The sequence below is a fragment of the Streptomyces ruber genome (assembly GCF_014648075.1).
Lineage (GTDB): Bacteria > Actinomycetota > Actinomycetes > Streptomycetales > Streptomycetaceae > Streptomyces > Streptomyces ruber.
Map to the genome: position 1 here is coordinate 116,475 of NZ_BMQK01000011.1, position 23,391 is coordinate 139,865.

Annotated in this window: 23 protein-coding genes and 3 tRNA genes; 18 read left to right on the forward strand and 8 right to left on the reverse strand. The window is 73.1% G+C overall.

The window, feature by feature from the left end; translation table 11 throughout:
• Positions 1-7: 7 nt before the first annotated feature.
• The 4 genes from IEZ04_RS22440 (at position 8) to IEZ04_RS22455 (ending at position 934) form a co-directional block, all read left to right on the forward strand.
• Positions 8-80, forward strand: a tRNA-Glu gene (locus IEZ04_RS22440).
• Between the two features lie 20 nt (positions 81-100).
• Positions 101-172 (forward strand) — tRNA-Gln (locus tag IEZ04_RS22445).
• A 28-nt stretch (positions 173-200) separates the two neighbouring features.
• Positions 201-273, forward strand: a tRNA-Glu gene (locus IEZ04_RS22450).
• A 175-nt stretch (positions 274-448) separates the two neighbouring features.
• Positions 449-934, forward strand: coding sequence for a DUF4188 domain-containing protein (locus tag IEZ04_RS22455; protein WP_189218754.1), 486 nt, complete (start codon positions 449-451; stop codon positions 932-934).
• Positions 935-1,015: 81 nt separating this feature from the next.
• Here the strand turns inward: IEZ04_RS22455 and ndgR are convergent, their stop codons facing one another.
• A complete protein-coding gene (ndgR, locus tag IEZ04_RS22460; protein ID WP_030577649.1) occupies positions 1,016-1,732 on the reverse strand; it encodes an IclR family transcriptional regulator NdgR in 717 nt (238 codons plus the stop codon).
• A 228-nt stretch (positions 1,733-1,960) separates the two neighbouring features.
• On the opposite strand from ndgR, the gene leuC reads away from it, so the two are divergent.
• The 4 genes from leuC (at position 1,961) to IEZ04_RS22480 (ending at position 5,356) form a co-directional block, all read left to right on the forward strand.
• Entirely contained in the window at positions 1,961-3,391 is a 1,431-nt protein-coding gene (leuC, locus tag IEZ04_RS22465; RefSeq protein WP_189218755.1) for a 3-isopropylmalate dehydratase large subunit, read from the forward strand.
• Between the two features lie 6 nt (positions 3,392-3,397).
• Positions 3,398-3,991, forward strand: a complete 594-nt coding sequence (gene leuD, locus IEZ04_RS22470; RefSeq protein ID WP_189218756.1) for a 3-isopropylmalate dehydratase small subunit — start codon at positions 3,398-3,400, stop codon at positions 3,989-3,991.
• A gap of 312 nt (positions 3,992-4,303) precedes the next feature.
• Positions 4,304-4,546 carry an SCO5555 family protein gene (locus IEZ04_RS22475; protein WP_189218757.1) on the forward strand — a complete coding sequence of 81 codons (243 nt, stop codon included), beginning with the start codon at positions 4,304-4,306 and terminating at the stop codon, positions 4,544-4,546.
• 126 nt (positions 4,547-4,672) lie between these two features.
• A complete protein-coding gene (locus IEZ04_RS22480; protein WP_189218758.1) occupies positions 4,673-5,356 on the forward strand; it encodes an HU family DNA-binding protein in 684 nt (227 codons plus the stop codon).
• Positions 5,357-5,501: 145 nt separating this feature from the next.
• Here IEZ04_RS22480 and IEZ04_RS22485 read toward each other — a convergent pair whose 3' ends face one another.
• The gene (locus tag IEZ04_RS22485; protein WP_189218759.1) at positions 5,502-5,705 is read right to left on the reverse strand and encodes a hypothetical protein; all 204 of its coding nucleotides are present in this window, start codon (positions 5,703-5,705) and stop codon (positions 5,502-5,504) included.
• A gap of 9 nt (positions 5,706-5,714) precedes the next feature.
• Positions 5,715-6,353 (reverse strand): 2-phospho-L-lactate guanylyltransferase, encoded by a 639-nt coding sequence (gene cofC / locus IEZ04_RS22490; RefSeq protein ID WP_189218760.1) that lies wholly within the window; start codon positions 6,351-6,353, stop codon positions 5,715-5,717.
• A gap of 181 nt (positions 6,354-6,534) precedes the next feature.
• Here cofC and IEZ04_RS22495 point away from each other — a divergent pair, with 181 nt between their 5' ends.
• The 3 genes from IEZ04_RS22495 (at position 6,535) to IEZ04_RS22505 (ending at position 9,610) form a co-directional block, all read left to right on the forward strand.
• Positions 6,535-7,365 carry a lysophospholipid acyltransferase family protein gene (locus tag IEZ04_RS22495; RefSeq protein ID WP_189218761.1) on the forward strand — a complete coding sequence of 277 codons (831 nt, stop codon included), beginning with the start codon at positions 6,535-6,537 and terminating at the stop codon, positions 7,363-7,365.
• A complete protein-coding gene (locus IEZ04_RS22500) occupies positions 7,362-8,372 on the forward strand; it encodes an NAD(P)H-dependent glycerol-3-phosphate dehydrogenase (RefSeq protein ID WP_189218762.1) in 1,011 nt (336 codons plus the stop codon). The genes IEZ04_RS22495 and IEZ04_RS22500 overlap by 4 nt, the downstream gene beginning before the upstream one ends.
• A gap of 80 nt (positions 8,373-8,452) precedes the next feature.
• Entirely contained in the window at positions 8,453-9,610 is a 1,158-nt protein-coding gene (locus IEZ04_RS22505; protein WP_189218763.1) for a D-alanine--D-alanine ligase family protein, read from the forward strand.
• A 15-nt stretch (positions 9,611-9,625) separates the two neighbouring features.
• On the opposite strand, the gene IEZ04_RS22510 is transcribed toward IEZ04_RS22505, so the two are convergent.
• Together IEZ04_RS22510 and IEZ04_RS22515 are read right to left on the reverse strand one after the other, a co-directional pair.
• The gene (locus IEZ04_RS22510; RefSeq protein WP_189218764.1) at positions 9,626-10,129 is read right to left on the reverse strand and encodes a DUF3515 domain-containing protein; all 504 of its coding nucleotides are present in this window, start codon (positions 10,127-10,129) and stop codon (positions 9,626-9,628) included.
• A gap of 20 nt (positions 10,130-10,149) precedes the next feature.
• Positions 10,150-10,383 (reverse strand): Lrp/AsnC family transcriptional regulator, encoded by a 234-nt coding sequence (locus IEZ04_RS22515; protein ID WP_189218765.1) that lies wholly within the window; start codon positions 10,381-10,383, stop codon positions 10,150-10,152.
• Positions 10,384-10,440: 57 nt separating this feature from the next.
• Here IEZ04_RS22515 and IEZ04_RS35020 point away from each other — a divergent pair, with 57 nt between their 5' ends.
• From IEZ04_RS35020 to thiD, 3 genes are all read left to right on the forward strand, one after another.
• The gene (locus IEZ04_RS35020; protein ID WP_229821190.1) at positions 10,441-10,602 is read left to right on the forward strand and encodes a hypothetical protein; all 162 of its coding nucleotides are present in this window, start codon (positions 10,441-10,443) and stop codon (positions 10,600-10,602) included.
• A complete protein-coding gene (locus tag IEZ04_RS22520) occupies positions 10,599-11,564 on the forward strand; it encodes a thiamine-phosphate kinase (RefSeq protein ID WP_189218766.1) in 966 nt (321 codons plus the stop codon). Before IEZ04_RS35020 ends, IEZ04_RS22520 begins: the two co-directional genes overlap by 4 nt.
• A 61-nt stretch (positions 11,565-11,625) precedes the next feature.
• Positions 11,626-12,462 carry a bifunctional hydroxymethylpyrimidine kinase/phosphomethylpyrimidine kinase gene (gene thiD, locus IEZ04_RS22525; protein WP_189218767.1) on the forward strand — a complete coding sequence of 279 codons (837 nt, stop codon included), beginning with the start codon at positions 11,626-11,628 and terminating at the stop codon, positions 12,460-12,462.
• Positions 12,463-12,613: 151 nt separating this feature from the next.
• Here thiD and rpmB read toward each other — a convergent pair whose 3' ends face one another.
• Positions 12,614-12,799 (reverse strand): 50S ribosomal protein L28, encoded by a 186-nt coding sequence (gene rpmB / locus IEZ04_RS22530; RefSeq protein WP_003993230.1) that lies wholly within the window; start codon positions 12,797-12,799, stop codon positions 12,614-12,616.
• A 258-nt stretch (positions 12,800-13,057) separates the two neighbouring features.
• Here rpmB and fakA point away from each other — a divergent pair, with 258 nt between their 5' ends.
• The gene (fakA, locus tag IEZ04_RS22535; protein WP_189218768.1) at positions 13,058-14,788 is read left to right on the forward strand and encodes a DAK2 domain-containing protein; all 1,731 of its coding nucleotides are present in this window, start codon (positions 13,058-13,060) and stop codon (positions 14,786-14,788) included.
• Between the two features lie 56 nt (positions 14,789-14,844).
• On the opposite strand, the gene IEZ04_RS22540 is transcribed toward fakA, so the two are convergent.
• Together IEZ04_RS22540 and IEZ04_RS22545 are read right to left on the reverse strand one after the other, a co-directional pair.
• A complete protein-coding gene (locus tag IEZ04_RS22540) occupies positions 14,845-17,868 on the reverse strand; it encodes a tetratricopeptide repeat protein (protein ID WP_373296343.1) in 3,024 nt (1,007 codons plus the stop codon).
• Positions 17,865-19,703, reverse strand: coding sequence for an HSP90 family protein (locus IEZ04_RS22545; protein ID WP_189218847.1), 1,839 nt, complete (start codon positions 19,701-19,703; stop codon positions 17,865-17,867). Before IEZ04_RS22545 ends, IEZ04_RS22540 begins: the two co-directional genes overlap by 4 nt.
• A 172-nt stretch (positions 19,704-19,875) precedes the next feature.
• Between IEZ04_RS22545 and recG the strand changes: the two genes are divergently transcribed.
• From recG to coaD, 3 genes are all read left to right on the forward strand, one after another.
• A complete protein-coding gene (recG, locus tag IEZ04_RS22550; protein ID WP_189218769.1) occupies positions 19,876-22,101 on the forward strand; it encodes an ATP-dependent DNA helicase RecG in 2,226 nt (741 codons plus the stop codon).
• Positions 22,102-22,233: 132 nt separating this feature from the next.
• Positions 22,234-22,821 (forward strand): 16S rRNA (guanine(966)-N(2))-methyltransferase RsmD, encoded by a 588-nt coding sequence (gene rsmD, locus IEZ04_RS22555; RefSeq protein WP_189218770.1) that lies wholly within the window; start codon positions 22,234-22,236, stop codon positions 22,819-22,821.
• Between the two features lie 26 nt (positions 22,822-22,847).
• Entirely contained in the window at positions 22,848-23,327 is a 480-nt protein-coding gene (coaD, locus tag IEZ04_RS22560) for a pantetheine-phosphate adenylyltransferase (protein WP_189218849.1), read from the forward strand.
• Positions 23,328-23,391: the final 64 nt, after the last annotated feature.

Sequence of the window (23,391 nt, forward strand, 5' to 3'; positions counted from 1 at the left end):
CGCTAGGGCCCCCGTTGTGTAGCGGCCTAGCACGCCGCCCTCTCAAGGCGGTAGCGCCGGTTCGAATCCGGTCGGGGGTACTGACTGGTCTAAACCACATTGGTCTATGGTGTAATTGGCAGCACGACTGATTCTGGTTCAGTTAGTCTTGGTTCGAGTCCAGGTAGACCAGCTCGGATCTGCGGAAACGTAAGATCCACGCCCCCGTTGTGTAGCGGCCTAGCACGCCGCCCTCTCAAGGCGGTAGCGCCGGTTCGAATCCGGTCGGGGGTACAGCAGAAGCGAAGGACCCTCCCTCGGGAGGGTCCTTCGCTGCGTTCCCGGTCGTCTCCCCAGCCCCGTGCGTCGGGATTCGGCCCACCTGCGTCGGCGCCCTCACCCCCGCCGCCCCGGTGGGAACACTGGAACTGTCCGGTGATCCGACGACGAGGCCGCGCGTGGGGGCTCTATGAGGGACAAGCCGATCGAAGGGCGCATGACCGCCGCGAGCGAGGACCAGGTGGTGGTCTTCCTCATCGGGATGCGCGTCAACAGCTACACCGCCGTGCGCAGTTGGTGGCCGGTGGCGAAGGCCATGGGGCCGATGATCAGGGAGCTCGTGCGGGACGGGGGCAGCGGACTGCTCGGGCACAGGTTCCTGGTGGGCGGCCCGCGCGAGGTGTACCTGGTGCAGTACTGGGACTCGCACGAGAAGCTCCTCGCGTACGCGAGCGCGCGGGACGGCGAGCACCGTCCGGCCTGGGCCGCCTTCAACCGGCGGCTGCGCGCGGGAAGGGGCCGGGTCGGGTTCTGGCATGAGACGTACGTCGTACCGGCCGGCGCCTACGAGTCGGTGTACGTGAACATGCCCGCGTCCGGCCTGGGCGCGGCCACCGGCGTCGTACCGGTGGGGCACCGCGGTGACCGCGCGGCCGACCGGCTGAGGAGGATGTGAGCGCCGCCGGGGGAGGAGCCGCCGCGGCGTTGAGGCGGGCCCGTCCCCGGGGGACGCGGGTGACGTGGCATCCGGTCGGTGTCAGCCGGTGCGGCGCAGGGCCTCCGAGAGGCGGGCCGCGGCGTCGATGACCGCCTGGGCGTGCATCCGGCCGGGGTGGCGGGTCAGGCGCTCGATGGGGCCGGAGACCGAGACGGCGGCCACCACGCGGTTGGACGGTCCGCGCACCGGCGCGGACACCGAGGCGACGCCCGGCTCGCGCTCGCCGATGGACTGGGCCCAGCCCCGGCGCCGTACGCCCGACAGGGCCGTGGCCGTGAAGCGGGCGCCCTGGAGGCCGCGGTGCAGCCGCTCGGGCTCCTCCCAGGCCATCAGGATCTGCGCGGAGGAGCCCGCCTTCATCGTCAGCGTCGAGCCGACCGGGACCGTGTCCCGCAGACCCGAGAGCCGCTCCGCCGCGGCGACGCAGATGCGCATGTCGCCCTGGCGGCGGTAGAGCTGCGCGCTCTCGCCGGTCACGTCGCGGAGGTGGGTCAGCACCGGGCCCGCCGTGGCGAGCAGCCGGTCCTCACCCGCCGCCGCGGCCAGCTCGGCCAGCCGCGGGCCGAGGATGAAACGGCCCTGCATGTCGCGCGCCACCATGCGGTGGTGCTCCAGTGCCACGGCCAGCCGGTGGGCCGTGGGTCGTGCCAGTCCGGTGGCGCCGACCAGGCCCGCGAGGGTGGCCGGACCGGACTCCAGAGCGCTCAGGACAAGGGCTGCCTTGTCCAGAACGCCGACGCCGCTACTGTTGTCCATGCAACGATACTCGCGTCTCACTCTGTGAAACGCAAGTTCAATTTTCGGTGGAACACGCCACCCTGGAGAGCCACAGCGGCCCGCGAACCGGACGGGCCCGGCGGCACACACCCGTCAGACGGACGGCCGGACCGCGTACCGGGTCGGGCCCTTCCGCGGGAGACACGGGCGCCGCCACCCCCGATCTCTAGTTGGGCCGGCGCGGACAGGCCGGCCGGAGGGAAAGCGATGGGTAGGACACTCGCGGAGAAGGTCTGGGACGACCATGTCGTCCGGCGCGCCGAGGGCGAGCCCGACCTCCTCTTCATCGATCTGCACCTCCTGCACGAGGTGACCAGCCCCCAGGCCTTCGACGGACTGCGCAAGAGCGGCAGGAAGGTGCGCCGGCTCGACCTCACCATCGCCACCGAGGACCACAACACCCCGACCCTCGACATCGACAAGCCCATCGCCGACCCGGTCTCCCGTGCCCAGCTGGAGACGCTGCGCAGGAACTGCGCCGAGTTCGGGGTGCGTCTGCACCCGCTCGGTGACGTCGAGCAGGGCGTCGTGCACGTGGTCGGCCCCCAGCTGGGCCTGACCCAGCCCGGCACGACGGTGGTCTGCGGCGACTCCCACACCTCCACGCACGGCGCGTTCGGCGCGCTGGCATTCGGCATCGGCACCTCGCAGGTCGAGCACGTGCTGGCCACCCAGACGCTGCCGATGGCCCGCCCGAAGACCATGGCCATCACCGTGGACGGCGAGCTGCCCGAGGGGGTGACCGCCAAGGACCTGATCCTGGCGATCATCGCGCGGATCGGCACCGGCGGCGGCCAGGGCTACATCCTGGAGTACCGCGGCCCGGCCATCGAGAAGCTCTCGATGGAGGCCCGCATGACCATCTGCAACATGTCCATCGAGGCCGGCGCCCGCGCGGGCATGATCGCCCCGGACGAGACCACCTTCGCCTACCTCAAGGACCGCCCGCACGCGCCCGAGGGCGCCGACTGGGACGCGGCGGTCGCGTACTGGAAGACCCTGCGCACGGACGAGGACGCGGTCTTCGACGCCGAGGTCGTCATCGACGCGGCCGAGCTGTCGCCGTTCGTCACCTGGGGCACCAACCCCGGTCAGGGCGCGCCCCTTTCGGCGTCGGTCCCCGACCCCGCCTCGTACGAGGACGCCTCGGAGCGCCTGGCCGCCGAGAACGCGCTGAAGTACATGGGCCTGGAGGCCGGGCAGCCGCTCCGGTCCATCGGCGTGGACACCGTCTTCGTGGGCTCGTGCACCAACGGCCGCATCGAGGACCTGCGCGCCGCGGCCTCGGTCCTGAAGAGCCGCAAAGTCGCCGACGGGGTACGGATGCTGGTCGTCCCCGGCTCCGCGCGGGTCGGTCTGCAGGCGGTCGAGGAGGGCCTGGACGTGGTCTTCAAGGAGGCCGGGGCCGAATGGCGGCACGCGGGCTGCTCCATGTGCCTGGGCATGAACCCCGACCAGCTCGCCCCCGGTGAGCGCTCCGCGTCCACCTCCAACCGCAACTTCGAGGGGCGGCAGGGCAAGGGCGGCCGTACCCACCTGGTCTCCCCGCAGGTCGCCGCCGCCACCGCCGTACTGGGCCATCTGGCCTCCCCGGCCGACCTCGCCGACGCCGACACCCCTGCGCCCGCTGGAGTCTGATCAGTCATGGAAGCATTCACCACGCACACCGGCCGGGCCGTCCCGCTGCGCCGCAGCAACGTCGACACCGACCAGATCATCCCCGCCCACTGGCTCAAGAAGGTGACCAGGGACGGCTTCGAGGACGGACTGTTCGAGGCCTGGCGCAAGGACCCCGAGTTCGTGCTCAACCGGCCCGAGCGGCAGGGCGCCACGGTGCTCGTCGCCGGACCCGACTTCGGCACCGGCTCCTCCCGTGAGCACGCCGTCTGGGCGCTGCAGAACTACGGCTTCAAGGCCGTCATCTCCTCCCGGTTCGCGGACATCTTCCGGGGCAACTCGCTCAAGAACGGCCTGCTCACGGTCGTTCTGGAGCAGCAGACGGTGGACGCCCTGTGGGAGCTCGTCGAGGCCGACCCCGAGGCCGAGGTGACCGTCGACCTGGAGAGCCGCGAGGTGCGCGCCGAGGGCGTCACCGCCTCCTTCGAGCTCGACGAGAACTCCCGCTGGCGGCTGCTGAACGGGCTCGACGACATCTCGATCACCCTGCGGAACGAGGACGACATCGTCGCCTACGAGGCCAAGCGGCCCTCCTACAAGCCGAGGACGCTCCCGGTCTGAACGAGGCCCGGACACGGCCCGGCGCCGCAGCCGGCGGGACATACCCGAAGGCCGCGGCGCAGGGATGATTTCCGGCCACCGCCGGACCCCTCTGTACCCCCAATCGTGGACGGTTGGGGGTACAGCCGTGTCTGCCCCCGGAAGCGGTGCGGAGGCGGTCGGCGGACCCGTCAACTGCGCTGGTTACACGGGTCATTGCCGGGGTATTCGACACCTGGTGCCACTGTGCACCGAGGTGCTGGAGCGACCCTTGGGAGACGGCAGTTGCCCCCTGCGCAGGCGACAACTCGCCCCAGATGGCACAATCTGTGCATGGAACACGACGGCCAACTCGAGCTCTATACGGCGGTCGCGGACCGACTCAAGGAAGCGCACTCGCGAGTGCGCGCATCGCAAGTCCCGGAGGGCGTACGTATGGCGCTGACCCGGAAGCTGCTGGTCATTACGGCCGCGGCCAAGCACGATCTCGCCGGTGCGGCAAGGCGTCTGGAGAGCTTCATGGCGGACCTGGACGAGGGGCGATTCCCCCGGGAGGGCCGCCGGGGAACTCCGTGACGGTTCGAGTCCGTTGCGGCACAAGGGTGATTAGCCCGTTTCGTGTTTGATTTGCGGTATATATCTGCCTAACGTGCGAAAAAGCTTGAACACATTCGTTCTGGCGATGTCTCCGAAGGGGAAGACGTGAACAAGGCGCAGCTCGTAGAAGCGATTGCGGACAAGCTCGGCGGGCGCCAGCAGGCCGCCGACGCGGTGGACGCCGTATTGGACGCCATCGTCCGCGCGGTCGTCGCCGGGCAGCGGGTCTCGGTCACCGGTTTCGGTTCGTTCGAAAAGGTCGACCGTCCCGCCCGGTACGCGCGCAACCCGCAGACCGGTGAACGTGTTCGGGTCAAGAAGACCTCGGTGCCCCGTTTCCGCGCGGGTCAGGGATTCAAGGACCTGGTGGGCGGTACGAAGAAGCTCCCCAAGGGCGGTGAGGTGTCGGTCAAGAAGGCGCCCAAGGGCAGCCTGAGCGGCGGTGCCTCCGCGACGGTCAAGAAGGCCGCGACCAAGAAGACCACCGCCAAGAAGACCACGACCGCCACCGCGGCGAAGAAGGCGGCGCCGGCCAAGAAGACGGCGACGCCGACCGCTGCGAAGAAGACCACGGCCGCGAAGAAGACGGCACCCGCGAAGAAGACGACGACGGCGGCCGCCGCGAAGAAGACCACGGCCAAGAAGGCGGCGCCGGCCAAGAAGGCGACCACGACGGCGACCGCCGCGAAGAAGGCCCCGGCGAAGAAGGCCACCGCGAAGAAGGCTCCCGCCAAGAAGACGACGGCCCGCAAGACCACCGCCAAGAAGACCGCCGCCCGCAGCAGGTGATCAAGGAACTCGGGGTGCTCACGCGCCGGGCCGGACTCCTCGGGAGCCCGGCCCGCGGCGTGTCCGGCGCCGCCCGCGGCGCCCGGGCCGCACGGCGTCCGCGCCGGTCAGGAGGTCCGCGCCGGTCAGGAGGTCCGCGGCGGGATCAGAACGTCTGCAGCGTGATCAGGACGATCCTGCGGGAGTCTCCGGCGCCCGTCGTCTCGATGCGCACCCGCTGACCGGGCCGCAGCAGCCGCAGGCCGCCCGCGTCGAACGCCGGTGCGTCGAAGGGCACCGGGGTGCCGTCGTCGAGCAGTACCTGTCCGCTGCGGGTCACGGGGTCGTACGTGTACGCGGTCGCCTGCATGGCCGCAGCCTACTGTTCCGGTATCAGCAGCCGCGCGGCCACCGCCGCCGTGCGCGGCCCCACGCCCAGCGCCAGCGCCGCCCGCAGGTCCTCGCCGGTGTCCACGTCCCGGCGTACGGAGTCCACCGCGTCGAGCGTCAGTTCCACGGCGCCCGAGTTCCGGTGGCGCGCCCGGGAATCCGTGCCGAACACCGGACGCAGTTCCACGCCGGGAGCCGCCGCCAGCAAAGTCGTGCCGATGTCCGCCGCGTCCGGGAGAAAAGCGCGCGGGAATTCCGCGGCCGTCTCGAGAACCCGCGCCAATTCATCGGGACGCAACGCGGGCAGGTCGGCGTTCAGGGCCGCCACCGCGCTCGTCGGCCGTGCGGTCCGCACCACCCCCGCGGCATGCGCCAGCGCGGCGTTCAGACCCGCGCGCGGTGCGTCCGGGACGATCCGCGCGCCGAGCCGGGACAGCTCCCGGCCCGCCAGCGCGTCGTCCGTGACGACCGCCACATCCCGCACCGCCGCACAGGCGAGCACGGCCGCCACCGTGTCCTGGGCGAAGGCCAGGGCCAGGCCCGGGCGCAGCCCGTCACCGGCCGTCGCCGACAGCCTGCTCTTGGCCCGCGCCAGGGGTTTCAGGGGCACGACCAGGGTCCACCGCACGAGCGTTCCGTCCCTCCTTGTCGCGGCCATTGTGACCCGGCCGCCCCGCCACGACGTGACCTGGGCACCCTGGCGGTTTGCCCACCGGGGCGTACGGTGTCCTCGACAGACCGTCGACCCGGGGCCACACTTGTGCGGCTCCGGGGGCGCCGGCCCCAGGTTTCTAGAGGAAGGTGTCCGCGTGCCCCGCCGCAGAATCGGCTTCTGGTATCGCTTCGCAGCGGTCATCTGCAAACCGCCGCTGGTGGTGCTGCTCAAGCGGGACTGGCGCGGAATGGAGAACATTCCGGCCGACGGCGGATTCATCACCGTGGTGAACCACAATTCGCACGTGGACCCGGTGGCGTACGCGCATTTCCAGTACAACACCGGGCGCGTTCCACGATTTCTGGCGAAGAGCGGGCTGTTCAAGAAGGGATTCGTGGGTGCCGCGATGCGCGGCACCGGACAGATTCCCGTCTACCGCGAGAGCACCGACGCGCTGAGCGCCTTCCGGGCCGCGATCGACGCCGTGGAGCGCGGGGAGTGCGTGGCCTTCTATCCCGAGGGCACCCTCACCCGCGACCCCGACGGGTGGCCGATGACCGGCAAGACGGGCGCCGCGCGCGTCGCCCTGCAGACCCGGTGCCCGGTGATCCCGGTGGCCCAGTGGGGCGCCAACCTGCTGCTTCCGCCGTACGCCAAGAAGCCGGACCTCCTGCCGCGCAAGACCCACCACGTGCTCGCGGGCCCGCCGGTGGACCTCGAGCGCTTCTACGACAAGGAGATGACCCCGGACCTGCTGAAGGAGGCGACGGAGGTGATCATGGCCGCCGTCACCGCGCAGCTGGAGACCATCCGGGGCGAGAAGGCGCCCGCGACGCCGTACGACCCGAAGCAGGTCCGCATCGAGCAGCGGCGCCGGACCGCCGAGGCGGGGCGCGGCGGCCGGAGCCGCGGCGCACGGACCGTCACCGGGCAGGCGGAGCAGGCCAGGGGACCGCAGACACGGGAAGAGGGGCAGAGCACGTGAGCAAGCCGGTCAAGGCGGCCGTCTTCGGCACCGGTTCGTGGGGCACGGCCTTCGCCATGGTGCTCGCCGACGCGGGGTGCGACGTCACCCTGTGGGCGCGGCGGGCCGGACTCGTCGAGGCGGTCAACTCCACCCGGACCAACCCCGACTACCTGCCCGGCGTCGAGCTCCCGCGCACCGTGCGGGCCACCACGGACCCCGCGGAGGCCGCCGCGGACGCCGACATCACGGTCCTCGCCGTCCCCTCGCAGACCCTGCGCGGCAACCTCGCCGAGTGGATGCCGCTGCTCGCCCCGGACACCGTGCTGGTCTCGCTGATGAAGGGCGTCGAGCTGGGCTCCGCCATGCGGATGAGCGAGGTGATCGAGGACGTCGCCAAGGTCGGCCAGGACCGTGTCGCCGTCGTCACCGGGCCCAACCTGGCCCGTGAGATCGCCTCCCGCATGCCCGCCGCCGCGGTCGTGGCCTGCGCCGACGAGGCGGTCGCCCAGCGGCTCCAGGCCGCCTGCCACACGGCGTACTTCCGCCCCTACACCAACACCGACGTGGTCGGCTGCGAGCTCGGCGGTGCCGTCAAGAACGTCATCGGCCTCGCCGTCGGCATCGCGGACGGCATGGGCCTCGGCGACAACGCCAAGGGTTCGCTCATCACGCGGGGGCTCGCCGAGACCACCCGGCTCGGCGTCGCGATGGGCGCCGACCCGCTGACGTTCTCCGGGCTCGCGGGCCTCGGCGACCTGGTGGCCACCTGCTCCTCGCCGCTCTCGCGCAACCACACCTTCGGCACCAACCTCGGCAGGGGCATGACCCTGGAGGAGACCATCGCGGTCACCAGGCAGACCGCCGAGGGTGTCAAGTCGTGCGAGTCCGTACGGGACTTGGCCCGCAGGTACGGTGTCGACATGCCCATCACGGAGACCGTCGTCGAGATCGTCCACGAGGGCAAGCCGCCCGTCGTCGCGCTGAAGGAACTGATGTCGCGCAGCGCCAAGCCGGAACGGCACTGACGGCCGGTCCGGGGCGGGACCGGCGACCGGCCGGATGGGGCGCTGACTCGCTCCTTACCACCGGGTACCCTCAACGCGATATGAGCACCGAGAACCTCCCCCAGAGCCCTCCGGAGCAGCCCCGCAAGCCGCGCGTGGCTGTCGTCTTCGGCGGCCGCAGCTCCGAACACGTCATCTCCGTGGTCACCGCGGGCGCCGTCCTCGCCGCCATCGACCGGGAGAAGTACGACGTCCTGCCGATCGGCATCACCCAGGAGGGCCGCTGGGCGCTCACGGCCGACGAGCCGGAACGGATGGCGATCGTCGACCGGCGCCTGCCGAAGGTCGAGGAGCTCACCGAGTCGGACGGGGGCGGGGTGGTCCTCCCCGTCGACCCGGCCAGCCGCGAGGTCGTCTACAGCGAGCCCGGCTCGGTCCCCAAGGCGCTCGGCGAGGTCGACGTCGTCTTCCCCGTGCTGCACGGCCCGTACGGCGAGGACGGCACCCTCCAGGGCCTGCTGGAGCTCTCCGGTGTCCCGTACGTCGGTTCGGGCGTCCTCGCCTCGGCCGTCGGCCAGGACAAGGAGTACATGAAGCGCGTGTTCACCTCGTTCGGGCTGCGGGTCGGCCCGTACCTGGTGATCCGGCCCCGTGAGTGGGAGCGCGACCGGTCCGCCGCCCGGAAGAGGATCGTCGACTTCGCCGGCGAGCACGGCTGGCCGCTGTTCGTGAAGCCCGCGCGCGCGGGGTCCTCGATCGGCATCACCAAGGTCGACGACCTCTCGGGCCTGGACGAGGCGGTCGAGGAGGCCCGGCGCCACGACCCGAAGATCCTCGTCGAGGCGGCGGTGCGCGGCCGGGAGATCGAGTGCGGGGTGCTGGAGTTCGAGGACGGCCCGCGCGCGAGCGTGCCCGCGGAGATCCCGCCGCCGGACGCGCACGCGTACTACGACTTCGACGCCAAGTACATCGACTCGACCCCCGGCCTGGTCCCCGCCCCGCTGACCGGGGAGGAGACCGCCGAGGTGCAGCGGCTCGCGGTCGACGCCTTCGAGGCCGCCTCCTGCGAGGGGCTCGTCCGCGCGGACTTCTTCCTCGCCGAGGACGGCGGGTTCGTGATCAACGAGATCAACACGATGCCCGGGTTCACCCCGATCTCCATGTACCCGCAGATGTGGCAGGCGAGCGGCGTCACGTACCCGGAGCTGGTGGACCGCCTGCTCCAGGCGGCGCTGCGGAGGCGGACGGGCCTGCGGTAACGGCAGGCAGGCGCGTCAGTCGGCGATCCCCTCGGGGACCGCCTTCCTGACCGCCCCGGCCAGGTCGATGAGCACGGCCGAGCTGTCACGGCCCGCCGCCACGGTGACCTCGACGTACGCGAGCCGGTTCGCTGTGGTGAACCGGTACGCGCCGTCCCCGTCCGCGCGCTCCATCAGCCAGTCGACGCCGTTCACCCCGCCGGCCACCGCGTCCGGGTCCCCGCCGGTGGCCACCTTCGGGTCGGTCATCTTCGGCGGCTGTTCCACGCCACAGCGCAGTATGATCGCCGAGCCTCCCCAGGCCGCCGTCAGCGCGGACCGGGGCTCCGGATCCTCACGGGAGAGGCCGTCCAGCTTCCCCGGCAGCGCCTCGTCCAGGTCCTGGCACAGCCCGGCGGCCTTCGCGCCCGGACTGGGAACCGCGACCCGGGCTCCGGCGTCCGCCGAGGAGCAGCCCGCTGCGGCGACCAGCAGCGCCAGGGCGGGCAGGCCGGTGTACCGGTGACGGAAGTAGTTCACCGGCCAAGCGTAGACGGGGGCTAGAGGTGCACGACCGGGCAGGTCAGGGTGCGGGTGATGCCGTCCACTTGCTGGACCTTCGCGACCACCATGCGGCCGAGCTCGTCGACCGTGTCGGCCTGCGCGCGCACGATCACGTCGTAGGGACCCGTCACGTCCTCGGCCTGGAGGATCCCGGGCATCTTGCTGATCGTGTCGGCTACGGTCGACGCCTTGCCTACCTCGGTCTGGATCAGGATGTACGCCTGTACCACGGAACCTCCAGGGCGGCCACGAGGATCATGTGGGGGAAAGGGACGCCACGGTATCGCGTGGCCGCTCGCCCGGGGGAGACCCGGGAGGCCGTGGCGTACGCACAGGGGCGCACGCCCGACGAGAAGACGGTGACGGCCGGCTCGACCACGACGGCACCGAGGACCACGAGGACCCGCGACGGGGAGCGGGCGGCCAGAGAAGGGGACGTACGACGATGAAGGGCACCGTGGGGGAGCTGGGCGAGTTCGGGCTCATCAGGCAGCTCACCGCGCGGCTCACCACCACCCCGGCGGTCCGGGTCGGCCCCGGCGACGACGCCGCCGTGGTGGCCGCGCCCGACCGCAGGGTCGTGGCGAGCACCGACATCCTGCTGGAGGGACGGCACTTCCGCCGCGACTGGTCCACGGCCTACGACGTGGGGCGCAAGGCGGCCGCGCAGAACCTCGCGGACATCGCCGCCATGGGCGCCGTGCCGACCGCGCTGCTGCTCGGTCTGGTCGTCCCCGCCGAGCTCCCGGTCACCTGGCCGACCGAGCTGATGGACGGGCTGCGCGACGAGTGCCAGGTCGCCGGGGCGGCCGTGGTCGGCGGCGACGTGGTGCGCGGCGACACGATCATGGTGTCGATCACCGCGCTCGGCGATCTGCGCGGCCACGAGCCGGTGACCAGATCCGGCGCCCAGCCGGGCGACGTGGTGGCGGTCACCGGCTGGCTCGGCTGGTCCGCCGCCGGGTACACGGTGCTGTCCCGCGGGTTCCGCTCGCCGCGGGCGTTCGTGGAGGCGCACCGGCGCCCCGAGCCGCCGTACCACGCGGGGCCCGCCGCGGCCGGGCTCGGCGCCACCGCCATGTGCGACGTCAGCGACGGGCTCATCGCCGATCTGGGACACATCGCCGAAGCCAGCAAGGTGCGCATCGACGTCCGCTCGGGCGCGATCGACATCCCCTCCCAGATGCACGACATCGGGCAGGCTGTCGGCGTCGACCCCATCCAGTGGGTGCTGACCGGCGGCGAGGACCACGCGATCGTGGCGACGTTCCCGCCGGACGTGAAGCTGCCGGCGCGCTGGAAGGTGATCGGCGAGGTGCTGGGCCCCTCGGCGCTGCCCCAGGTGACCGTGGACGGGGCGCCCTGGACGCACCAGGGCGGCTGGGACCACTTCACGGACATCGAGTCGTGAGCGTCCCCGTGGCCGTCGGGGCCCCGGCCGTCCGGCCGGGACGGTCTGGGAGGATCGGGGGATGACCACGGACGACACGACCGCGCCGCCACGGGTCCTGACGGTCGCCGGGTCCGACTCGGGCGGCGGGGCGGGCATCCAGGCGGACCTGAAGACGATGCTCGCGTTCGGCACCCACGGGATGAGCGTGCTCACGGCCGTCACGGCACAGAACTCGCTCGGCGTGCAGGGCGCCTGGGAACTGCCCGTGGAGGCGGTCCGGGCCCAGTACCGCAGCGTCGTGGACGACATCGGGGTACAGGCCGTCAAGACCGGCATGCTCGCCTCCGCCGAGCTGGTCGGGACGGTGGCCGGGCTGCTGGCCGGCACGGACGCGCCGGTGGTCGTCGACCCGGTGGGCGTCTCCAAGCACGGCGACGCCCTGCTGGCGGCGTCCGCGCTGGACTCCGTACGGACCGAGCTGCTGCCGACCGCGACGGTGGCCACTCCGAACCTCGACGAGGTCGCCCAGCTCACGGGCGTCCGGGTCACGTCGGAGGACGGCCTGCGGCGGGCGGCGGCGGCCGTGCTGGAGTTCGGCCCGCGCTGGGTGCTGATCAAGGGCGGTCACCTGCCGGGCGACGCCGTTGACCTGCTGACCGACGGCTCCGAGGAGCACTGGCTGCGCGCGCCGCGCCACGACAACCGGCACACCCACGGCACGGGCTGCACGCTGGCCTCGGCCATAGCCTGCGGACTGGCGAAGGGGCACAGCGTGCCGGAGGCCGTGACCGCGGCCAAGGAGTACGTGACGGGGGCCGTGGCGGCCGGTTTCGCCCTGGGGGGCGGGATCGGGCCGGTGGACCACGGCTGGCGGCTCGGGGAACCGCCCGGAGGACGGCGGACCGCGGCGTCCTAGGCGCCTGGCGCCCGTCCCGCGGGACGGGCGTCTGCCCTGCCGGCCGGTCCTCTGACTCTCCGGCCGGGTGTCCGGGGACACCAAAAAGCCGGTCCACCCTCGGGTGGACCGGCTCCGTGCAGCGTAACCGGCTGTGGCCGCGCGCTGAGCGTCAGCGCGAGACCTTGCCGGCCTTGATGCACGAGGTGCAGGCGTTCACGCGCTTCGGCGTCCCGCCGACCACGGTACGCACACGCTGGATGTTCGGGTTCCAGCGACGGGACGTACGGCGGTGCGAGTGCGAGATGTTGTTGCCGAAGCCCGGCCCCTTGCCGCAGACGTCGCAGTTGGCAGCCACGGGTCACTCCAAAGACTTCAGATGCACTTACGGTGGATCCCGGCATGCCGGGATCGAGATCTGAGGATCTGAGTGGCGCTGCCAGGGAGATGGCCCGATGGGATCGGGCAACCGGAGCAGCATACAACGGCTGCTCCCGTACAACGAAACTACCACGGTGCGGGCGAACCCCGCCCGTGGCACTGTTTCGGCCCTCTTCCGGCGGACACCTGACAGGGGTCTACGCTGCGTCCAGTCCAGCAGCTCAAGGAGGCGCAGGTGCCGCAGGTGCCGCAGACATTCCTCGATGCTCTCGCGGTGCGCACCTGGTGCGGGCTCGCGCTGGAGGCGCTCGGGCGGGCCCGGGAGGAGATCGACGCGATCAACGTCTACCCGGTGGCCGACGGGGACACCGGGACGAACCTGTACCTGACCGTGGAGTCGGCGGTCACGGCGGTCGAGGCGGTGTTCGCCGGGCACGAGGCGGTGGACGGCCGTGCGGCGGTGCCCACGCTCGCCGAGGTGATACGGGCCATGGCGCACGGCGCGCTCATCGGGGCCCGGGGGAACTCCGGGACGATCCTGGCGCAGCTGCTGCGCGGCATGGCGCAGGTGCTGGCGGCCGACGGTGACAACGCTCACACCGACGGGCACGGCCTGCGGACGGCCCTGCGGCACGCGGCCGACTCCGCGCGCGAGGCGGTCGCCCACCCGGTGGAGGGCACGGTGCTCACGGTGGCGGACGCGGCGGCGGACGCGGCGGACGCGGTGACCGGGGCCGGTGGCGGCTGCGAGGCGGTCGCACGGGCCGCCCACGAGGGGGCGCGGGTGGCGCTCGCGGCGACCCCGGCGCAGCTCGCCGCCCTGGGGCAGGCGGGAGTCGTCGACGCGGGCGGACGCGGACTGGTGACGGTGCTGGCGGCGCTGGTGCAGACGTTCACGGGGGAGGTGCCGGGGCCGGGAGGGCTCGGACCGGGGTCGGTGGACGGGCACGCGCGCGTGGGGACGACCGTTGCGGGACGGCAGCCGGAGATGCCGGAGACGCGCGAGGACGGCGGGTGCGGTGACGGCGGCTGCGAGGCGGGCGGCCCCGCCTACGAGGTGATCTACCTGCTGGACGCGGACGACGCGGCCGTGACCCGGCTGCGGGGACGGCTCGACGCGCTGGGCGACTCCCTGGTCGTGGTCGGCGGGGACGGGCTGTGGAACGTCCATGTGCACGTCGACGACGCGGGCGCCGCCGTGGAGGCCGGCCTGGAGGCCGGACGGCCCCACCGCATCAGGATCACGCACTTCGCGGCCGGGGACGCGCATGTGACGAAGAGCACGCGTCCGACCCGGGAGCGGGCCGCGCGGGCGGTCGTGGCCGTCGTGCCGGGCGAGGGACTGGCCGGGCTGTACCAGGAGGCCGGGGCCACGACGGTGCGCGTCCGCCCCGGGGAGCCGCCCGCCAGCGGCGAGCTCGTGGAGGCCGTACGGCGTGCCCACGCGCGCGAAGTGGTGCTGCTGCCGAACGACGCGGAGCTGCGGCACACGGCGGCCGCCGCCGCGGAGCAGGCCCGCGCGGAGGGCGTGCGCGTCGCGCTGATCCCGACCCGCTCGGCGGTCCAGGGCATCGCCGCGCTCGCCGTGCACGAGCCGGACCGCCGCTTCGACGAGGACGTCGTCGCCATGACGTCCGCCGCGGGAGCCACCCGCCACGCGGAGGTCGTCGTCGCCGAACGCCAGTCCTGGACCTCGGCCGGCATCTGCCAGGCCGGTGACGTCCTCGGCCTGATCGACGGTGACGTGGCCCTCATCGGCTCCGACGTGACGGCCACCGCCGAAACGGTTCTCGACCGGATGCTCGCCGCCGGCGGCGAGATGGTCACCCTGGTCCTCGGCGACGAGGCCCCGCACGGCGTCGCGGACCACCTCCGGGCCCGGGTGCGGCAGTCGTACCTCGCCGTGGACACCGTGGTGTACCGGGGCGGCCGGCAGGGGGCGCTGCTGCTGATCGGGGTCGAGTAGCGGGCCGCCCGCCTGCGGGAGTCCGTCCGGGCGGACGGCCACCCGCAGGCAGCCGGTCACGCCTCGGCCTGCGCCTCCAGCAGTTCCAGCAGCCGCTCGGCCTCCGCCCGCCGGGCCCCGGCGGCGGGGTCGTCGCGGCCCGCGCACAGCGACAGCACCCCGCGCGCGCGTGCCGACGCCCCGGCGGACCGGCCCAGCTCGGCCTCCAGCCGGACGGCCGCGAGTTCGGCGTCGGCGCGCGCGTCGAGGGCGGCGTCACCGAGCGAGGCGTACGCGTCGGCCGCCCGCGTCATGTGCGCGAGGGCCTCCTCGAACGCCCGCCGGGCCCCGGCGCTGCCGGCCTCGCCGGTCACCGAGCGGGCGACCAGGTCGCCGAACTGGTAGTGCGACTGACCGAGCTCCGCGACCGCCTGCCGCCGTGCGTCCGCCTCCGGATCGTCCACGGCCCGCAGTACGGCCTCGCACTCCCGCACCGCCTCCTCCATCAGCTCCCGTGCCCGGCCGGACCCCTCCTCGCCCCGTGCCGCGATCCACGCCCGCGCGCGCAAGGCGCGCACGAACCCGAAGACGTTGCCGAGCCCACGCCAGAGGTCGCCCGCGCGCGTGTACGCGCGCTCGGCCTCGGCGGGCAGCTCCGCGTGCTCGAGGGCCTCCGCGGCGAGATGGGCGAGCATGGCGTGGTCGCGCTGTTCGGGCCAGTGCCGGGCGATCTCGGCGGCCCGCAGCCACCGTTCGGCGGCCTGGCGGTGCTCCCCGAGCTCGGTGAGGCACTCGCCGAGCCACCACTGCGTCTGTACGACCGTGCCGTCGCCGTGCCGCTCGGCCGTCAGGTCGGGCAGCGCCGACTCCAGCACCTCCGCGGCCTCGGCCCACCGGCCCTGCCGCAGCAGGAAGCCGCCGAGCTGGTGCCGCGCCCACGCGCCCATCGCCGCCTCGCCCGCCTCGTCGGCCCAGTGCGCGGCCTCCAGGGCGTGGTCCGCCGCGGGCCCGAACCGTCCGCCCTCGCCGAGCACCTCGGCCAGCTGGAGGTGGAGCTGCGCGTGGCCCGCCGGCTGCAGATACGGTCCGCCGTGCTCCAGCGCCGCCCGCGCCGCCCGCTCGGCGTTCTCCAGGTCCCCGAGGTGCCGCGCGGCCCTGGTCAGCCGCGCCTCCTGCTCCACCGCGAACCAGGGCAGCCCCGCCGTCACGTAGGTCTCCGCGGCCCGGGCGATCAGCTCCGCCGCGCCGGCGAGGTCCCCCGCGCGCGCGGCCAGCTCCCCGAGCATGCCCCACGCCTCGGCGACCCGCGAGGCCAGCCGTACGTCCGCGACGTGCGGCTCGGCGAGGGCCAGCACCTCCCGTACGGCGCTCTCGGCGGCGGCGACGGCGTCCTCGCCGGGGCCCTCCCCGGCGTCGGTGCCGGCTTCGGCGTCAAGAAGGTGCATCGCGATCCGTGCCCGGCCCATCAGCACGGACGCGGTCTGCCGTACCCCGGTGCCGTCCTCGGCGAACAGCGCGAGGACCCGCTCGTACGGTTCCGCGATCGCCTCCAGGGCAGCGTCGGTCCGGCCCGTGAAGGCCAGGACGGACGCCCCGCGCGCACGTGCCGCCAGCGCCTCCCCGAGGTCGCCGGCCTCCTCGTACAGCCCGGCCGCGCGCGCGAACAGGGGCAGTCCCTCCGGACCGCGGCCCATCGCCTCGTGGTCGGCGATCTCCGCCCGGTCGTACGCGTCGAGTTCCGCGCCCTCGGCCTCGGCGGCCCGCGCCACCGCCGCCCACGCCTCCACGGCGTCCGGGTGCAGCGCCTCCGTGAGCCGCCGGGCCTCGGTGAGCAGCGCGGGCAGGCCGGGGGAGGAGTCCGGCGCGGTGTCCGATGCGGTGCCCGGTGTCGTCGTGGACTCGACGGAAGCCGGCGGTCTCGGCGCCGGAACCGGCAGCCGCCCGGGCGAGCGCACCCCGAGCGGCAGCCGGTCCACCAGCGGCCGCCGGGCCATGCGCTCCTCGGTGCGCTCACCGACGTACGGCGTGCCGTTGCGCTCGTCGAAGCGCGCGGCCAGCTTCCGGGCCTCCCCGCGCGCGTGGGCGGCCAGTTCCCCGGCCGTCCAGGTGCGGCCGGCGGGCCCGGGCACCCGCTGCCCGTCCAGCCCGAGTTCCACCAGGCGGCCCGTCAGCAGGGCCACCACGGCCATGAAGTCCAGCTTGCTGCGGGGGTCCCCGTCGTCCGTGAAGTACGCGGGACGCTCGGCGAGCAGTTCCAGCCCGCGCGCCTCGTTGCCGGACAGCGCGCAGAACTCCAGGTGGTCCGCGTAGGCGCTGCGCATGCTCTCCATGGCCCGCACGAGCCGGAAGCCGCGCAGATGGTGGGCGCGGGCCTCGTCCAGCCGGCCCAGGCGCAGCAGCGGCAGCAGGGAGGAGGCCAGGACCGTGTGCGGTTCGTGGGCGCACGTGTACTCCCCCTGGAGCACCGGCGCCCACAGCCGGAGCGCCTCGGCGTCGTCGCCGCACCGCGCCTGCCACCAGCCCTGCCCGTGCAGCTCACAGGCGTGGCAGTCGGCCATGGCGTCCCGGTCGGCCGCCAGCCACGCGGTGTACGCAGCCCCGGCCCGGTCGAGGTCGCCGACGTGCGCGGCCACGCTGAACTCGGCGCTGCGCACCGCCCGTTCGGAGTGCCCGGCGAGCCGGTAGCGGCGCTCCATCTCACCGAGCCACTTCTCGATCGAGGCGAGCGGGATGTGCGGCTGGTTCAGCATGCCCGCCGACATCCACTTGAAGACCCAGTGCAGGGAGTGCGTCTCGTACTCGTCGAAGTCCTCGGGGCGCTCGTCCCACATGCGCAGCAGGCGCGCGAAGGGGACGAACATCTTGTCCTTCTCGGAGCTGTAGTTGTAGACCTTCAGCTGGTGCCCGAGTGCCTCGATCACGGCGAGCGGGACGCCCAGCCTCTCGGCCCGGACCAGCAGGTGCTCCGCGCGCGCGTTGCGGGCGGGGCCCTCCGGCTGGTCGTAGTTCTCCGCCATCGCCCGGCGCAGATCGGTGATGTCGGAGATGTCGGTGATGCCGTCGGTGCCGCCGGTCGCGCCGGTGCCGCTGAATCCGCTCATCGGCGGCCGTCCTCCCCGGACTCGGTGTGGGTGGCCCATTCCAGCAGGCCGATGAACGCGCGGTTCAGGAGCGCCGAGTCCGCGGGCCGCAGGGGGCGCTGCGCCATCAGCAGGGCCTGCCCGTACAGGGACTCGGTCGCGGTGCCGATCAGCTCCGGGTCCTTCAGGGAGCCCACCTTGCGGATCAGCGGGTTGAGGTGGTTGAGCACCAGCCGCGCGCGCGGGGCGCTGCCCCGGAGCGAGCCGAGGATGCCCGCCCACAGGTCGTCGGCCTGTTCCTCGGCCTCGGCGCGTGCCTGCTCGTGCCGGGCCGCCCGGTCGTCCAGGTGCAGCGCGGGCACCGACAGCGGGTGGAACGCCCGCAGCACGACATCGCAGCCCAGTGGGTCGAGGGCGGCCCGCGCGGCGGACAGGAAACCCGCGAGGGCCAGCTCCTCCGCCGGGTCCACGAGGTCCAGGTGGGCGGTCACCGTGTCGGCGTCCAGCTCGGCGACCACCGTGCCCGGACGCACGGCCGGCAGCGCCTCGACCAGTTCGCTGTCGTAGGTGTAGCCGCCGTTGACCACGCCGACGCCCTGCGCGGACGCGATGGGCGCGACCTGCCGGTACTCCTCCACGGTCCGGGTGAAGTGCACCACCGGGTGCCGCTGCGCGAACTCCTCCAGGGACAGCCGCCCGTCGGTCGTCTCGAACGGCAGCCACGGCAGCATCGTGCGCAGCATCTCCGCGTCGTGCCGGGCCAGCGACTTCACGCCCAGGTGGTGCACCGACAGGAAGGCCGCGAGACGCTCCGGGTCGCCCGCCGCGAGCCCGGTCAGCCAGGAGCGGATCCTCTCGCCGAGGGCCTCCCGCACCGCCGCGAGGGTCTCGTCCTCGTACAGCGACTCGCGCGAGGCGGTGGGCCGCAGGCTGTCCGTGTCGAGCACGCAGCGCACGAAGAAGGCCCAGTCCGGCAGCAGCTGTTCGGCCCGCTCGGTGAGCAGCATGCCCTTCAGGTGCACCCGGTGGCCCGCGCGCTGGGCGGGGCTCACCGCGGACGGCAGCACGTACGCCACGCCGCGCACGCCCGCGAGGGGCACGTCCAGCTCGATCGAGTCCAGCGGGGCGAAGCCGAACAGTTCCTGGCAGTGCCGGGCGAGAGCCACCCGCCGGGCGGCGGGCGTGAGACGACCGCGGTCCCAGGGCGCCGGCACACCGGTGACCGCCTCGTCGCCCACGCGGACGTCGTACGGCAGCAGCGCGCCGAAGTCCCGCGCCAGGGCGAGGACCCGCTCGTGGCCGAGCCAGTCGGCCGCGCCGGGCCGCGCCGTCAGGTACACGGTCGTACCCGGTTCCGTACGGGCGTCCTGACCCAGGGTCCGCACGGTGTACGAGCCGTCGTCGCTCGCCGTCCACTCCACGGGTGGTGCGTCCGGCGTACGGGCGCTGCGGCTGACGACCCGGATCCGCCCGGCGACCACGAAACACGCCAGCAGCCCGATGCCGAACTGCCCCAGGAACTCCGAGCGCGCCGACTCCAGCCCCTCCGCGCGCTTGGAGCTGCGGCCGATGGTGGCGAGCAGGCTGTGCACGTCCGCCTCGGTGAGCCCGATGCCGGAGTCCTCCACCCGCAGGGCGCCGCCCGAGGCGTACAGCCGCACGGTGGCGGGGGCGTCCGGCTGCTCCGCGCGCCGGGCGGTGATCGCGTCCACGGCGTTCTGCAGCAGTTCGCGCAGGTAGACCTTGGGGCTGGAGTAGAGGTGATGGGAGAGCAGGTCCACCAGACCGCGCAGGTCGACCTGGAACGTATGGGGTGACTGTGGTGCCTGGGATGACTGTGAGGTCTGCGAATCCATCGTCACGGCGCCGCGGGTGGGGGACGGTCGACGGCGCGGGGTCGGGCGGGCCGGTGGGGCGGTGACCGCGGGAAGGGGGATGGCCGTAAGGGCGCCATCCTAGGCCGCGAGCCACCCGCCTGACCAGCGGGTTCCCGGAGCCTTTACGGCATTGTCAGTGGCGTGGTGTGCAATGGATCTCGTGCCCGCACTGGAAGAACCACTGAAGAAGGTGCTCGGCCCCGCCACCGCGAAGGTGATGGCCGAGCATCTCGGCCTGCACACCGTCGGCGACCTGCTCCACCACTATCCCCGCAGGTACGAGGAGCGCGGCCGGCTCACCCACCTCGCCGACCTGCCCATGGACGAGCACGTCACGGTGGTCGCCCAGGTCGCCGACGCCCGCCTGCACACGTTCGCCTCCGCCAAGGCCCCGCGCGGCAAGGGACAGCGCCTCGAAGTCACCATCACGGACGGCAGCGGCCGTCTCCAGCTCGTCTTCTTCGGCAACGGCGTGCACAAGCCCCACAAGGAGCTTCTCCCCGGCACGCGCGCCCTCTTCGCCGGCAAGGTGTCCGTCTTCAACCGCCGCCTCCAGCTCGCCCACCCGGCGTACGAGCTGCTGCGCGGCGACACGGAAGACCCGGCCGAGACGGCCGACTCCTGGGCGGGCGCCCTGATCCCGATCTACCCGGCCACCGCCAAGCTGGAGTCCTGGAAGCTCGCCAAGGCCGTGCAGACGGTCCTGCCGAGCGCCCAGGAGGCGGTCGACCCCCTGCCGGAGTCCCTCCGCGCGGGCCGCGGCGTGGTCTCGCTGCCCGAGGCCCTGCTGAAGATCCACCGCCCCCACACCAAGGCGGACGTCGAGGACGCCCGCACCCGCCTGAAGTGGGACGAGGCATTCGTCCTCCAGGTCGCCCTGGCCCGCCGCCGCCACGCCGACGCCCAGCTCCCGGCCGTGGCCCGCAGGCCCGCCCCGGACGGCCTCCTCACCGCCTTCGACGCCAGGCTGCCGTTCACCCTCACGGACGGCCAGCGCAAGGTGTCCGAGGAGATCTTCGCCGACCTGGCCACCGAGCACCCGATGCACCGGCTGCTCCAAGGGGAGGTGGGCAGCGGGAAAACCATGGTCGCCCTGCGCGCCATGCTCGCCGTCGTCGACGCGGGCGGGCAGGCCGCCATGCTCGCGCCCACCGAGGTGCTCGCCCAGCAGCACCACCGGTCGGTCACCGAGATGATGGGGGACCTGGCCGAGGGAGGCATGCTCGGCGGGAGCGAGCACGCCACCAAGGTCGTCCTGCTCACCGGCTCCATGGGCGCCGCCGCCCGCCGCCAGGCGCTGCTGGACCTGGCCACCGCCGAGGCCGGCATCGTCATCGGCACCCACGCGCTGATCGAGGACAAGGTGCAGTTCCACGACCTCGGCCTGGTCGTGGTCGACGAGCAGCACCGCTTCGGCGTGGAACAGCGCGACGCCCTGCGCGGCAAGGGCAAGCAGCCGCCGCACCTGCTGGTGATGACGGCCACGCCCATCCCGCGCACGGTCGCCATGACCGTCTTCGGCGACCTGGAGACCTCCGTCCTCGACCAGCTGCCCGCGGGCCGCTCGCCGATCGCCAGCCACGTCGTCCCGGCGGCCGACAAGCCGCACTTCCTCGCGCGCGCGTGGGAGCGGGTGCGGGAGGAAGTGGCGAACGGACACCAGGCGTACGTGGTCTGCCCCCGCATCGGTGACGAGGAGGGCGGCGCGGACGGCGCGAAAAAGAAGAAGGCGCCGGACGACGGCGCGGACGGAGCGGACCGGCGCCCGCCCCTCGCCGTCCTCGACGTCGCCGACCAGCTCGCCAAGGGCCCCCTCCAGGGGCTGAGGGTCGAGGTCCTGCACGGTCGCATGCAGCCCGACGACAAGGACGCCGTGATGCGCCGCTTCTCGGCCGGCGAGACCGACGTCCTGGTGGCGACCACCGTCATCGAGGTCGGCGTCAACGTCCCGAACGCCACGGCGATGGTCGTCATGGACGCCGACCGGTTCGGCGTCTCCCAGCTCCACCAGCTGCGCGGCCGGGTCGGCCGCGGTTCCGCCGCCGGCCTCTGCCTCCTGGTCACCGAGATGCCCGAGGCGAGCGCGGCCCGTCAGCGCCTCAACGCGGTCGCGTCCACCCTGGACGGCTTCGAACTCTCCCGCATCGATCTCGAACAGCGACGGGAGGGCGACGTCCTCGGGCAGGCCCAGTCCGGCGCCCGCACCTCCCTGCGGATGCTCGCCGTCATCGAGGACGAGGAGATCATCACCGAGGCCCGCGAGGAGGCCGCGGCCGTGGTCGCCGCCGACCCGGACCTCACGCGCCTGCCCGGCCTGCGCACGGCCCTGGACGCCCTGCTGGACGCGGAGCGCGAACAGTACCTGGACAAGGGCTGACCCGGAGATGACGTCTCCGGTCCCGTCACCGCCACCGGCGCCCGCCCCCGGCACCGGCTGCGAGACTGGACCGGTCACGGAATCGACCGATACCGACCGACCCGACCACGGACAAGGACGAGGACCGAGAAGATGACCCGCGTGATCGCCGGCCTGGCCGGCGGACGCCGACTGGCCGTCCCGCAGGGCGGCGGCACCCGCCCCACCTCCGACCGCGCGCGCGAGGCCCTCTTCTCCACCTGGGAGTCCCTGCTCGGCGGCCCGCTCGACGGGGAGCGCGTGCTCGACCTGTACGCGGGCTCCGGCGCCGTCGGCCTGGAGGCGCTGAGCCGGGGTGCGTCCCACGCCCTGCTCGTCGAGGCCGACGCCCGCGCCGTCCGCACGGTCCGGGCGAACGTGAGCGCGCTCGCCCTGCCCGGCGCCGAGGTCAGGGCGGGCAAGGCGGAGCAGATCGCCCAGTCCCCGGCGCCGCCCGAGCCGTACGACATCGTCTTCCTCGACCCGCCGTACGCGGTCGCGGACGGCGATCTCCGGGAGATTCTGCTCACACTCCGCACCGGGGGCTGGCTCGCGGAGGACGCCCTGGTCACCGTGGAGCGCAGCACCAGAGGCGGGGAGTTCGTCTGGCCGGAGGGCTTCGAGGCGCTACGTGCCCGTCGCTACGGCGAGGGAACGCTTTGGTACGGTCGCGCCGCCTCTACGTGCGAAGACGCACGATGACCGGACCGGAGAGCGAGGGACCACAAGTGCGCCGCGCCGTCTGTCCCGGGTCGTTCGACCCGATCACCAACGGACACCTCGACATCATCGCCCGCGCCGCGAAGCTGTACGACGTCGTCCACGTCGCGGTGATGATCAACAAATCCAAGAAGGGCCTGTTCGGGATCGACGAGCGGATCGACCTGATCCGCCAGGTCACCGCCGAGTACGGGAACGTGCAGGTCGAGTCCTTCCACGGCCTCCTCGTCGACTTCTGCAAGCAGCGCGACATCCCGGCCATCGTCAAGGGCCTGCGCGCGGTCAGCGACTTCGACTACGAACTGCAGATGGCCCAGATGAACAACGGCCTCTCCGGGGTGGAGACCCTCTTCGTCCCCACCAACCCGACGTACAGCTTCCTGTCCTCCTCCCTCGTCAAGGAGGTCGCCACCTGGGGCGGCGACGTCTCCCACCTGGTGCCGCCGGTGGTGCTGGAGGCCCTGAACCGGCGGCTCGGCGAGAACTGAGCGCCGGTGACCCGCCATCCGGTGTCGGGCGGGTCGCGAGTGGCCGTACAGTCGACCCGTCCTT

Coding starts and splice junctions, on each gene's coding strand:
- IEZ04_RS22455 (WP_189218754.1), top strand. CDS start 449: ATGAGGGACAAGCCGATCGAAGGGCGCATGACCGCCGCGAGCGAGGAC.
- ndgR (WP_030577649.1), bottom strand. CDS start 1,732: ATGGACAACAGTAGCGGCGTCGGCGTTCTGGACAAGGCAGCCCTTGTC.
- leuC (WP_189218755.1), top strand. CDS start 1,961: ATGGGTAGGACACTCGCGGAGAAGGTCTGGGACGACCATGTCGTCCGG.
- leuD (WP_189218756.1), top strand. CDS start 3,398: ATGGAAGCATTCACCACGCACACCGGCCGGGCCGTCCCGCTGCGCCGC.
- IEZ04_RS22475 (WP_189218757.1), top strand. CDS start 4,304: ATGGAACACGACGGCCAACTCGAGCTCTATACGGCGGTCGCGGACCGA.
- IEZ04_RS22485 (WP_189218759.1), bottom strand. CDS start 5,705: ATGCAGGCGACCGCGTACACGTACGACCCCGTGACCCGCAGCGGACAG.
- IEZ04_RS22505 (WP_189218763.1), top strand. CDS start 8,453: ATGAGCACCGAGAACCTCCCCCAGAGCCCTCCGGAGCAGCCCCGCAAG.
- IEZ04_RS22520 (WP_189218766.1), top strand. CDS start 10,599: ATGAAGGGCACCGTGGGGGAGCTGGGCGAGTTCGGGCTCATCAGGCAG.
- thiD (WP_189218767.1), top strand. CDS start 11,626: ATGACCACGGACGACACGACCGCGCCGCCACGGGTCCTGACGGTCGCC.
- IEZ04_RS22540 (WP_373296343.1), bottom strand. CDS start 17,868: ATGAGCGGATTCAGCGGCACCGGCGCGACCGGCGGCACCGACGGCATC.
- IEZ04_RS22545 (WP_189218847.1), bottom strand. CDS start 19,703: ATGGATTCGCAGACCTCACAGTCATCCCAGGCACCACAGTCACCCCAT.
- recG (WP_189218769.1), top strand. CDS start 19,876: ATGGATCTCGTGCCCGCACTGGAAGAACCACTGAAGAAGGTGCTCGGC.
- rsmD (WP_189218770.1), top strand. CDS start 22,234: ATGACCCGCGTGATCGCCGGCCTGGCCGGCGGACGCCGACTGGCCGTC.